The sequence below is a fragment of the Pseudomonas sp. NFX1 genome, assembly GCF_051123555.1.
Taxonomy (GTDB): Bacteria; Pseudomonadota; Gammaproteobacteria; order Pseudomonadales; family Pseudomonadaceae; genus Aquipseudomonas; species Aquipseudomonas capeferrum.
Genome location: NZ_CP169366.1, coordinates 5,794,343 through 5,806,325, shown reverse-complemented (window position 1 = coordinate 5,806,325; position 11,983 = coordinate 5,794,343). Strand labels below are relative to the sequence as shown.

The following is an 11,983-nucleotide window of genomic DNA, read 5'->3' as shown; positions in this document are numbered from 1 at the left end:
AATGCCGATCTTGCATAGGGGATGCAGATAGTACATAGGAAGCTACCTAAGTCAGGTTACAATTCATCGGCCTCATTGCCATGCCTAAGGTAATTTCGTGACTGCCGCCCTGCCCCCGACCGTGTTGCGCAACGTGCTCACCGCTCTGATGCTGGCCATCTTCCTCGGCGCGTTGGACCAGACCATCGTCGCCGTCTCGCTGCCGGCCATTTCCGCACAATTCAACGATGTTGGCCTGCTCGCCTGGGTGATCTCCGGCTACATGGTAGCGATGACGGTGGCGGTGCCGATCTACGGCAAACTGGGTGACCTGTATGGCCGGCGGCGGATGATCCTTACCGGCATCACGCTGTTCACCCTGGCGTCGATTGCCTGCGCCCTCGCCCAGGACATGCAGCAACTGGTGCTGGCCCGCGTGCTGCAAGGGGTCGGTGCAGGGGGCATGGTGTCGGTCAGCCAGGCGATCATCGGCGACTTCGTGCCACCGCGCGAACGTGGCCGTTACCAGGGCTATTTCAGCAGCATGTACGCGGTGGCCAGCGTCGCCGGGCCGGTGCTCGGCGGCTGGCTGACCGAGTACCTGTCCTGGCGCTGGGTGTTCTGGATCAACCTGCCACTGGGAATGGTCGCGTTGTGGGCGATCCATCGGGCACTGCGCGACATGCCGGTCAAGCGCCGCGAGGCCCAGGTCGATTACCTCGGCGCCGTGTTGCTGATTGTTGGCCTGGGTAGCCTGCTGCTGGGCATTACCCTGGTCGGCCAGGGCCACGCCTGGGCAGCGCCATCCGTACTGGCGCTGTTCGCCTGCGCGGTGCTTGGCCTGGCGCTGTTCATTGGCCATGAACGGCGCTGCCCGGAGCCGCTGCTGCCCCTCGACCTGTTCGGCAACCGCGTCGCCGTGCTGTGCTGGGGGGTGATCTTTTTCGCCAGTTTCCAGTCGATTTCCCTGACCATGCTCATGCCGTTGCGCTACCAGGGCATCACCGGTGCAGGTGCCGACAGCGCGGCATTGCACCTGCTGCCACTGGCCATGGGCCTGCCGATGGGGGCCTTCACCGGCGGCCGCATGACCAGCCTCACCGGGCGCTACAAACCGCAGATACTCACCGGCGCGCTGCTGATGCCGGTGGCTATCTTCGCCATGGCCATGACACCGCCGCAGTCGGCGCTGCTCAGCGCCGTGTTCATGTTGCTGACCGGCATTGCCTGCGGGCTGCAGTTTCCGACGTCGCTGGTGGGCACGCAAAGCGCGGTGGCCAGCAAGGACATCGGTGTTGCCACCAGCACCACCAACCTGTTCCGCTCGCTTGGGGGGGCCATGGGGGTGGCGTGCATGTCCAGCCTGCTGCTGGCGTTGCTGCATCAGGGTGGGTTCGAGCTGCTTGGCAACCCCCTGCTGGGCAGCCTTAAGGCAGGCGAGGCTGACCCACTGACCCAGGCAAGGTTGTTGGAGACGTTCAAGCATTTGTTGATGGGCAGTGGTGTGGTTGCACTGCTGGGGTTGGTGGCGGCGCTGGCGTTGCCGGACCGGCAATTGCGCGGGCACTAATAAAGCGGGGCCGCAGCGCGACCCCGCCTTTAATGCCCCGTTAATACAATGGGGCAACACTCCCTCACAATCCTTAACAAAGTGTCATTTGCGCAGCGCTGGGCTCAAGCGCAGCATATCCAGCCCGGTGTCGACCCATTTCTCAACATCACGCAGCAGATCGAAACTGTCCGGCAGCAATAACCAGCGCCCGATCAGGCCATCGACATAGGCAAACATGGCCACCGCCGCGCGCTCGACATCCAACTCGACAGGCAACTGGCCCCGGCGCGCGGCATTGGCAAGCGCCAGGGCAATGCCCTTGTGGCAATCCAGCACCGTGCTCTGGCGCTGCTGGCGAATTTCACACATGTCATCGGTGAACTCACACTTGTGATGCAGGATTTCATTGATACGCCGGGTTCGGGCATCAAGCACCAGCTCGTTGAACACTTGCAGCAGCAGCTTGCGCATGCAACCCAGCGGGTCCAGTTCATCCTCGCTTTCACTCGCGCGTGCAAGGTGGTCATGGGCTTCATGCAGGCTGTCGAGCAACGCCTGCACCAGTTCGGCCTTGTTGTTGAAGTGCCAGTAGATCGCACCTCGGGTGACGCCCGCCAGTTCGGCGATGTCGGCCAAGGTGGTTCGCGCAACCCCGCGCTTGTAGAAGGCCTTTTCCGCCGCCTCGATGATCTGGGCGCGGGTTTCCTGGGCTTCTTCTTTGGTTCTACGGACCATGGCAGTACAACCTCATCTGGGCCCGAGCGCACGGCGCGCTCGGGGAAACCGCCGGGGTCGCCTCTGCAGGGCGTCTCCCGAATGGGCTAATCAAGGGCTGCGGCAGTCACCAAGTACTGCGCAGCGGTATTTACAAACAACCATGAATGTAAGTATATTCCTTAGCAAGCTATTTATCCACCGGATAGCATTTTTCTGAATCAGACTCTTCCATTACTCTTGAGCGTCTCCTGCTCCAGCGCCCCGAGGATCCTCATGCAATTCAAGCCAGCCGTTACCGCTCTGGTTTCCGCCGTCGCCCTCGCAACTCTGCTCAGTGGCTGCAAGAAAGAGGAAGCAGCGCCTGCCGCGCAGGCTCCTCAGGTCGGCGTCGTGACCATTCAGCCGCAAGCCTTCACCCTGACCTCGGAATTGCCGGGGCGCACCAGTGCCTACCGGGTTGCCGAAGTGCGACCACAGGTCAATGGCATCATTCTCAAGCGCCTCTTCAAGGAAGGCAGCGACGTCAAGGAAGGCCAGCAGCTGTACCAGATCGACCCTGCCGTCTACGAGGCCAACCTGGCCAATGCCCAGGCCAACCTGCAGGCCACCCGTTCGCTGGCCGAGCGCTACAAGCAGCTGATCGATGAACAGGCTGTGTCCAAGCAGGAATACGACGACGCCAATGCCAAACGATTGCAGGCAGAGGCTGCGCTGAAAAGTGCCCAGATCGACCTGCGCTACACCAAGGTCCTGGCCCCGATCAGCGGCCGCATCGGCCGTTCCGCGTTTACCGAAGGCGCGCTGGTAAGCAATGGCCAGACCAATGCCATGGCCACCATCCAGCAACTCGACCCGGTCTACGTCGACGTCACCCAGTCCACCGCCGAGCTGCTCAAGCTGCGCCGTGACCTGGAAAGCGGCCAGTTGCAAAAGGCCGGCGAAAACGCCGCCTCGGTGCAGCTGGTGCTCGAAGACGGCAGCCTGTTCAAGCAGCAAGGCCGCCTGGAGTTCTCCGAAGTCTCGGTCGACGAGACCACCGGCTCGGTGACCCTGCGTGCGATCTTCCCGAACCCCGACCACACCCTGTTGCCAGGCATGTTCGTGCATGCCCGCCTGCGCGCCGGGGTCAACGCCAACGCCATCCTGGCCCCACAGCAGGGCGTGACCCGCGACCTCAAGGGCGCGCCGACCGCACTGGTGGTCAACCAGGAAAACAAGGTCGAACTGCGCCAGCTCAAGGCCAGCCGTACCCTGGGCAGTGACTGGCTGATCGAGGAAGGCCTGAACCCGGGCGACCGCCTGATCACCGAAGGGCTGCAATATGTGCGTCCGGGCGTCGAGGTCAAGGTCAGCGAAGCCACCAACGTCAACAAGCCGGCCAGCCCTGATCAGGCCAACGCGGCGAAAGCAGACGCCAAAGCGGAGTAAACCATGTCGAAGTTCTTTATCGATCGCCCGATCTTCGCCTGGGTGATCGCCTTGGTGATCATGCTGGTCGGGGCCCTGTCGATCCTGAAGTTGCCGATCAACCAGTACCCGAGCATCGCGCCACCGGCCATCGCCATCGCCGTGACCTACCCGGGCGCCTCGGCGCAGACGGTGCAGGACACCGTGGTGCAGGTCATCGAGCAGCAGCTCAACGGTATCGACAACCTGCGTTATGTGTCTTCGGAAAGTAACTCCGACGGCAGCATGACCATCACCGCCACCTTCGAGCAAGGCACCAACGCCGACACTGCGCAGGTTCAGGTTCAGAACAAGCTGAACCTGGCCACCCCGCTGTTGCCGCAGGAAGTGCAGCAACAGGGTATCCGTGTCACCAAGGCAGTGAAGAACTTCCTGCTGGTGATCGGCCTGGTGTCCGAAGATGGCAGCATGACCAAGGACGACTTGGCCAACTACATCGTCTCGAACATGCAGGACCCGGTTTCGCGGACCGCCGGCGTGGGTGACTTCCAGGTATTCGGTGCCCAGTACGCAATGCGTATCTGGCTTGATCCGGCCAAGCTGAACAAGTTCCAGCTGACCCCGGTCGACGTGAAGACTGCGGTCGCTGCGCAGAACGTGCAGGTATCGTCCGGTCAGCTCGGCGGCTTGCCTGCCCTGCCGGGCACCCAGCTGAACGCCACCATCATCGGCAAGACCCGTCTGCAGACCGCCGAGCAGTTCGAAAAGATCCTGCTCAAGGTCAACAACGACGGCTCCCAGGTACGCCTGGGTGATGTCGCCGAGGTTGGCCTGGGCGGCGAGAACTACGCGGTCAGTGCCCAGTTCAACGGCAAACCGGCTTCGGGCCTGGCGGTCAAGCTGGCCACCGGCGCCAACGCCCTGGACACTGCCAAGGCGCTGCGCCAGACCATCAACGACCTTGAGCCGTTCTTCCCGCCGGGCGTGAAGGCCGTGTTCCCGTATGACACCACGCCAGTGGTCACCGAATCGATCAGTGGGGTGATCCACACCCTGATCGAAGCCGTGGTTCTGGTGTTCCTGGTGATGTACCTGTTCCTGCAGAACTTCCGCGCCACCATCATCACCACCATGACCGTACCGGTGGTGTTGCTGGGTACCTTCGGCATCCTTGCCGCTGCGGGCTTCAGCATCAACACCCTGACCATGTTCGCCATGGTCCTGGCCATCGGCTTGCTGGTGGACGACGCCATCGTCGTGGTGGAGAACGTCGAGCGGGTGATGTCCGAGGAGGGCTTGCCGCCCAAGGAAGCCACCAAGCGTTCCATGGAGCAGATCCAGGGTGCCCTGGTGGGTATCGCCCTGGTGTTGTCGGCGGTACTGCTGCCCATGGCCTTCTTCGGCGGTTCCACTGGGGTGATCTACCGCCAGTTCTCCATCACCATCGTATCGGCCATGGGCCTGTCGGTGCTGGTGGCGCTGGTCTTCACCCCGGCACTGTGCGCAACCATGCTCAAGCCGCTGAAGAAGGGCGAGCACCACACCGCCAAAGGTGGTTTCTTCGGCTGGTTCAACCGCAACTTCGACCGCAGCGTAAACGGCTACGAGCGCAGCGTGGGCACCATCCTGCGCAACAAGGTGCCGTTCCTGCTGGGCTACGCACTGATCGTGGTTGGCATGATCTGGCTGTTCGCCCGCATCCCGACGGCGTTCCTGCCTGAAGAAGACCAGGGCGTGCTGTTTGCCCAGGTGCAGACCCCGGCAGGCTCCAGTGCCGAACGCACCCAGGTGGTGGTCGACCAGATGCGTGAGTACCTGCTCAAGGACGAAGCCGATACCGTGGCGTCGGTGTTCACCGTCAACGGCTTCAACTTTGCCGGCCGCGGCCAAAGCTCGGGCATGGCATTCATCATGCTCAAGCCGTGGGGCGAACGCTCCCAGGAGAACAGTGTGTTCGCCCTGGCCCAGCGTGCCCAGCAGCACTTCTTCACCTTCCGCGATGCGATGGTGTTCGCCTTCGCCCCGCCTGCGGTACTCGAACTGGGTAACGCCACCGGCTTCGACGTGTTCCTCCAGGACCGCGGCGGTGTCGGCCATGCAAAACTCATGGAAGCACGCAACCAGTTCCTGGCCAAGGCTGCACAGAGCAAGGTACTCAGTGCCGTGCGCCCTAACGGCCTGAACGATGAACCGCAGTACCAGCTGACCATTGATGACGAACGTGCCAGCGCCCTGGGCGTGACCATCGCCGACATCAACAACACCCTGTCGATTGCCTTGGGTGCCAGCTACGTCAACGACTTCATCGACCGTGGCCGGGTCAAGAAGGTGTACATCCAGGGTGAACCGAATGCCCGGATGAGCCCGGAAGACCTGCAGAAGTGGTACGTGCGCAACGGCAAGGGCGAGATGGTGCCGTTCTCTTCCTTCGCCAAAGGCGAATGGACCTACGGCTCGCCGAAGCTGTCCCGTTACAACGGCGTCGAGGCGATGGAAATCCTCGGTGCACCAGCGCCGGGCTACAGCACCGGTGAGGCCATGGCCGAAGTGGAACGCATCGCTGGCGAGCTGCCGGATGGTATCGGCTTCTCCTGGACGGGCATGTCCTACGAGGAAAAACTCTCCGGCTCGCAGATGCCGGCACTGTTCGCCCTCTCGATTCTGTTCGTGTTCCTGTGCCTGGCAGCGCTGTACGAAAGCTGGTCGATCCCGATCGCGGTCGTGCTGGTGGTACCGCTGGGTATCATCGGTGCGCTGATCGCCACCAGCCTGCGCGGTTTGTCCAACGACGTGTACTTCCTGGTCGGCCTGTTGACCACCATCGGCCTGGCGGCGAAGAACGCGATCCTGATCGTCGAGTTCGCCAAAGAGCTGCACGAGCAGGGCCGCAGCCTGTACGACGCGGCGATCGAGGCGTGCCGCATGCGTCTGCGCCCGATCATCATGACCTCGCTGGCGTTCATCCTCGGCGTGGTACCGTTGACCATCGCCAGCGGCGCAGGCGCCGGCAGCCAGCATGCGATCGGCACCGGTGTGATCGGCGGCATGATCAGTGCGACCGTGTTGGCAATCTTCTGGGTACCGCTATTCTTCGTCGCAGTGTCGTCGATGTTCGGCAGCAAAGAGCCGAAAAAAGACGACACCCCTGAAACTCCACGTTATGAGGCTGGGCAATGACCAAGTCTTTGTTGTCCCTGGCGGTAACCGCTTTCATTCTTGGCGGTTGCTCGCTGATCCCTGATTACCAGACCCCGGAAGCGCCGGTGGCAGCGCAGTGGCCGCAAGGCCCTGCGTACTCGCCGACCCAGTCGGCAGACGTTGCCGCCGCCGAACAGGGCTGGCGCCAGTTCTTCCACGACCCGGCGCTGCAGCAGCTGATCCAGACCTCGCTGGTGAACAACCGCGACCTGCGTGTCGCGGCGCTCAACATCGACGCCTACCGCGCGCAGTACCGCATCCAGCGGGCCGACCTGTTCCCGGCGGTTTCGGCCACTGGCAGCGGCAGCCGCCAGCGGGTACCGGCAGACATGTCACAGACCGGCCAAGCCGGTATCACCAGCCAGTACTCGGCCACTCTCGGCGTCAGTGCCTATGAGCTGGACCTGTTCGGCCGTGTGCGCAGCCTGAGCGAGCAAGCGCTGGAAACCTACCTGTCCAGTGAACAGGCACGGCGCTCCACGCAGATCGCCCTGGTGGCCAGCGTGGCCAACGCCTACTACACCTGGCAGGCGGATCAGGCGCTGTTCAAGCTGACCGAAGACACCCTGAAGACCTACCAGGAAAGCTACAACCTGACCCGTCGCAGCAATGAAGTCGGTGTCGCCTCGGCGCTCGACCTCAGCCAGGCACGCACCGCCGTGGAAGGCGCGCGGGTCAAGTACTCGCAGTACCAGCGCCTGGTTGCCCAGGACCTCAACAGCCTGACCGTGCTGCTGGGTACCGGCGTACCGGCCAACCTGCCCCAGCCGCTGGAGCTGAACGCCGACCAACTGGCCGAAGTACCGGCCGGCCTGCCGTCGGATATCCTCCAGCGTCGCCCGGACATCCAGGAAGCAGAGCACCTGCTCAAGGCCGCCAACGCCAACATCGGCGCGGCCCGTGCAGCGTTCTTCCCGAGCATCAGCCTGACCGCCAACGCCGGCACCTTGAGTACCGACATGGACGGCCTGTTCAAAGGCGGTTCGGGCACCTGGTTGTTCCAGCCGCAGATCAACCTGCCGATCTTCAACGCCGGCAGCCTGAAGGCCAGCCTGGACTACTCGAAGATCCAGAAGGACATCAACGTCGCCAAGTACGAGAAGACCATCCAGACCGCCTTCCAGGAAGTCTCCGATGGCCTGGCGGCGCGCAAGACCTTCGAAGAGCAGTTGCAGGCCCAGCGTGACCTGGTGCAGGCGAACCAGGACTACTACCGCCTGGCCGAGCGTCGCTACCGTATCGGTATCGACAGCAACCTGACCTTCCTCGACGCCCAACGTAACCTGTTCAGCGCCCAACAGGCACTGATCGGTGATCGCCTGTCGCAGCTGACCAGTGAGGTCAACCTGTACAAGGCGCTCGGCGGCGGCTGGTACGAGCAGACCGGGCAGCAGGCCAATCAGCAGGCTTCGGTGGCAACACCGAAAGGCTGAATGCCCTTGTAGCAACATCAAGCCCACCCCTCGCGGTGGGCTTTTTGTTGTCGCTGCCTGCGCAGGAAAATAATTAACCACCTGGAACATTCCGTTCGATTATCGCCCCATACCGTCTGCGACGAATTGCCTCGCCCCTTCCCTTCCCCGCACCATCCGCTCACGCAACGTTGCCCACGTTCATCAAAGACCCGCACCTGCAGGCCGCATCCTGCAGCGCAACGGCTCGACCATAAAAACAAGAGATCCACGACAGATGAGCACTTCGCATACCGCACGCCAGCTGCTGCCCGGCCTGTTGGCCATGTCCTGCACCCTCCCCGCGTTTGCTGCGGACGGCGGCTTCATGGAAGACGCCAAGGCCATCCTCAACCTGCGCAACTTCTACATCAACCGCAACTTCGTCGACCCGGCCCACCCCCAGAGCAAGGCCGAGGAATGGACCCAGAGCTTCATCCTCGATGCCCGCTCCGGCTTCACCCAGGGCACCGTGGGTTTCGGCGTGGATGTGTTGGGCATGTACTCGGTCAAGCTCGATGGCGGCAGAGGCACCACCAACACCCACCTGTTGCCGGTGCACGACGACGGCCGCCCCGCAGACGATTTCGGCCGCCTGGGCGTGGCCCTGAAAGCCAAGCTCTCGCAGACCGAACTGAAGGTCGGCGAATGGATGCCAGTGCTGCCGATCCTGCGTTCGGACGATGGCCGCTCGCTGCCACAGACCTTCCGCGGCGGCCAGCTCACCTCCAAGGAAATCGACGGCCTGACCCTGTATGCCGGCCAGTTCCGCGGCAATAGCCCGCGCAACGACGCCAGCATGGAAGACATGTCGCTCAATGGCCGTGCAGCGTTCACCTCGGACCGCTTCAACTTCGGCGGTGGTGAATACACCTTCAACGACAAGCGCACGATGATTGGCCTGTGGGATGCCCAGCTCAAGGACATCTACCGCCAGCAGTACCTCAACCTGGTACACAGCCAGCCACTGGGCGACTGGACCCTGGGCGCCAACCTCGGCTACTTCATCGGCAAGGAAGACGGCGCCGAGCGCGCCGGAGAACTGGATAACCGCACCGCCTCGGCACTGCTTTCGGCACGCTACCAGGGCCATACCTTCTACGTCGGCCTGCAAAAGGTCAGTGGCGATGACGCATGGCTGCGGGTCAATGGCACCAGCGGTGGCACCTTGGCCAACGACAGCTACAACGCCAGCTTCGACAATGCCAAGGAGCGTTCCTGGCAGGTGCGCCATGACTTCAACTTCGCCACCGTCGGGGTACCGGGGCTGACCTTGATGAACCGCTATATCAAGGGTGACAACGTGACGGCGGGTGGCGTCGACGATGGCAAGGAATGGGCACGGGAGACCGAGCTGGCCTACGTGGTGCAGTCGGGGTCGTTCAAGGACCTGTCGGTGAAATGGCGCAACTCCACCATGCGCCGGGACTTCAGCACCAATGCGTTCGATGAGAACCGGCTGATTGTGAGTTACCCGTTGAATCTGCTGTGATCTGGCTACCCTCGTCGCGGTCAAACCCGTGACGAGGGTTTAAATAACCAAAAAGAATAACTAACAAAATAACGCATCGTTGACGACATATGCTGTAACCGCTTAAATCGACGTCTGTTCCCCGCCCTAGAGCCTCACCATGGACCTTCGTCAACTGCGCTATTTCATTGCACTCAACGAGTATCGCAGTTTCGTCCGCGCCGCCGAGGCCATGGGCATCACCCAGCCTGCCTTCAGCCGCGCCATCCAGGGCTTGGAACAAACCTTTGGCTGCCCCTTGGTCGACCGTGCCAGCAAAGCGCTGCCGCCCACCCCTGAAGGCTTGGTGGTACTGCAGCACGCCCGCCGCCTGGTACAAGGTGCCGCGCAACTGAGCAACGAAGTGCTGCAGATGACCAAGCTCGATGCCGGCGAGTTGCACTTTGGCAGCGGCCCGGCACTGGCTGTGCGCCTGGTCCCCGAAGCCTTGCGCCACTTCATCGACAGCCACCCGGGGATCCGCACCGCGTTGCTGGTGGACAATGCCGAGCGCCTCGGCCAGGCACTGCGCCGTGAGCAGATCGAGTTCTTCGTCGACGATATCCGCCCCTTCGAGGCCGACCCCAACTTCCACACCGAGCCACTGTCGCCACGGCCCGGCCTGTTCTTCTGCCGCCCCGGCCACCCCTTGCTGGCCAAGGACAGCCTGTCGACCAACGACCTGTTCACCTACCCGCTGGCCAGCGCCCTGCTTGCACCTGGCGTGCGCAAGCGCCTGGCCAACCTGAGCGGGCGCAGCGACTTCACCCCACACCTGCAGACCGAGCACCTGGCGGTGTTGCGCAGCGTAGTGCAGGCCAGTGATGCGATCGGCACCGCCAGCGAGGAAGCCGTTGCCGAAGACCTGGCTGCCGGGCGCCTGGTGCGCCTGCACTGGCGCAACCTGCCGCCGGCACTGGAAGTGCTCAGCGTGCGCTGTGGCGTGGTCAGCCGCAGCGGCTATCGCTTGTCGCCTGCGGCGCGGGCCATGATCGAGACGCTGGTGGGGCTGGATGCGCCCCTGCGCAGTGCCGCCATTCGCTGAACTGATGAAGATGGTGCGTGCGGGCTATCCTGAGCTATATGGGGGCCTGTACCGGCAAACCAGGGAGGCACAACAATGAAAAACCTCGTCGAACACCTGAGCCAATACGCCAACTACCACCGCGACCCACGCAACATCGCCACCCATTTCCTTGGCATCCCACTGATCGTGCTGGCCGTGACCATCCTGCTGTCGCGCCCAGGCTGGGACGTTGCCGGTATCTGGCTATCCCCTGCCCTGCTGGCGGCGGCGGCTTCGGTGTGGTTCTACCTGCGCCTGGACCTGCGCTTCGGGCTGGTCATGGGGCTGCTGCTGGGGCTGTGCCTGTGGCTTGGCCAGGTACTGGCGATGCAAAGCACCGGGCTGTGGCTCGGTGCGGGGTTGGGGGCATTCGTGGTGGGCTGGATCATCCAGTTCGTCGGCCACTATTACGAAGGCCGCAAGCCGGCGTTCGTCGACGATATCAGCGGGCTGATCATCGGGCCGCTGTTCGTGGTGGCGGAAGCGGCATTCATGCTGGGGTTGTGCCCGGCGCTCAAGCAAGCCGTGGAGGCCAATGCCGGCCCAGTGGCCCTGCGGTCGTCGTAGGAGCGGCCTTGCGTCGCGAAAGGGCTGCGCAGCGGCCCCTCGATTTCAGCGTCGCCGCACATATCCGGGGCCGCTGCGCGCCCCTTTCCGACCGGTCCGGCGCCCCGGCAAGGCCGCTCCTACCAAGAGCCCGTGGGGCTTAAGAGCGTGACTCGACGCCCAGCTCATCCCACACCGATTCCGCCAGGTGGAAGGTGGCATTGGCCGCCGGGATGCCGCAGTAGATCGCGCTCTGCATCAGCACTTCCTTGATCTCGTCGCGGGTCACGCCGTTGTTGGCAGCGGCCCGCAGGTGCAGCTTGAGCTCGTCGTTGCGGTTCATGCCGATCAGCATGGCAATGGTGATCAGGCTGCGGGTGTGACGCGGCAGGCCGGGGCGGGTCCAGATATCCCCCCAGGCATGGCGGGTGATCATCTCCTGGAACTCGCCATTGAAGTCGTTGAGCTTCTCCAGGCTGCGGTCCACGTGCGCATCGCCAAGCACCGCGCGGCGCACCTGCATGCCTGCGTCGTAGCGTTGTTTCTCATCCATGGCG

The 11,983-nt window shown here is 63.1% G+C and carries 9 protein-coding genes; 7 read left to right on the top strand and 2 right to left on the bottom strand.

The genetic code is table 11. The annotated features are described in order from the left end of the window. Nucleotides 1-97: 97 nt before the first annotated feature. Nucleotides 98-1,549 (top strand): MDR family MFS transporter, encoded by a 1,452-nt coding sequence (locus DJ563_RS26165; RefSeq protein ID WP_186659607.1) that lies wholly within the window; start codon nt 98-100, stop codon nt 1,547-1,549. A gap of 84 nt (nt 1,550-1,633) precedes the next feature. Here the strand turns inward: DJ563_RS26165 and ttgR are convergent, their stop codons facing one another. Beyond that, complete coding sequence (gene ttgR / locus DJ563_RS26160; RefSeq protein ID WP_033702752.1) at nt 1,634-2,266, bottom strand: efflux transport transcriptional regulator TtgR; 633 nt, start codon at nt 2,264-2,266, stop codon at nt 1,634-1,636. Nucleotides 2,267-2,521: 255 nt separating this feature from the next. Between ttgR and ttgA the strand changes: the two genes are divergently transcribed. The 6 genes from ttgA (at nt 2,522) to DJ563_RS26130 (ending at nt 11,447) form a co-directional block, all read left to right on the top strand. Next, on the top strand, nt 2,522-3,676 hold the full coding sequence (gene ttgA / locus DJ563_RS26155; protein ID WP_033702753.1) for a toluene efflux RND transporter periplasmic adaptor subunit TtgA: 1,155 nt from the start codon (nt 2,522-2,524) through the stop codon (nt 3,674-3,676). A 3-nt stretch (nt 3,677-3,679) separates the two neighbouring features. After that, nucleotides 3,680-6,832 (top strand): multidrug efflux RND transporter permease subunit TtgB, encoded by a 3,153-nt coding sequence (ttgB, locus tag DJ563_RS26150; RefSeq protein ID WP_274099305.1) that lies wholly within the window; start codon nt 3,680-3,682, stop codon nt 6,830-6,832. Beyond that, nucleotides 6,829-8,286 (top strand): AdeC/AdeK/OprM family multidrug efflux complex outer membrane factor, encoded by a 1,458-nt coding sequence (locus DJ563_RS26145; RefSeq protein ID WP_274099304.1) that lies wholly within the window; start codon nt 6,829-6,831, stop codon nt 8,284-8,286. Before ttgB ends, DJ563_RS26145 begins: the two co-directional genes overlap by 4 nt. Nucleotides 8,287-8,542: 256 nt before the next feature. After that, on the top strand, nt 8,543-9,796 hold the full coding sequence (locus DJ563_RS26140; RefSeq protein ID WP_434518569.1) for an OprD family porin: 1,254 nt from the start codon (nt 8,543-8,545) through the stop codon (nt 9,794-9,796). 139 nt (nt 9,797-9,935) lie between these two features. Beyond that, a complete protein-coding gene (locus DJ563_RS26135) occupies nt 9,936-10,859 on the top strand; it encodes a LysR family transcriptional regulator (RefSeq protein ID WP_047583969.1) in 924 nt (307 codons plus the stop codon). A 75-nt stretch (nt 10,860-10,934) separates the two neighbouring features. Further along, nucleotides 10,935-11,447 (top strand): DUF962 domain-containing protein, encoded by a 513-nt coding sequence (locus tag DJ563_RS26130; RefSeq protein ID WP_274099303.1) that lies wholly within the window; start codon nt 10,935-10,937, stop codon nt 11,445-11,447. A gap of 139 nt (nt 11,448-11,586) precedes the next feature. Here the strand turns inward: DJ563_RS26130 and pcaC are convergent, their stop codons facing one another. Beyond that, nucleotides 11,587-11,979, bottom strand: coding sequence for a 4-carboxymuconolactone decarboxylase (pcaC, locus tag DJ563_RS26125; protein WP_047583944.1), 393 nt, complete (start codon nt 11,977-11,979; stop codon nt 11,587-11,589). Nucleotides 11,980-11,983: the final 4 nt, after the last annotated feature.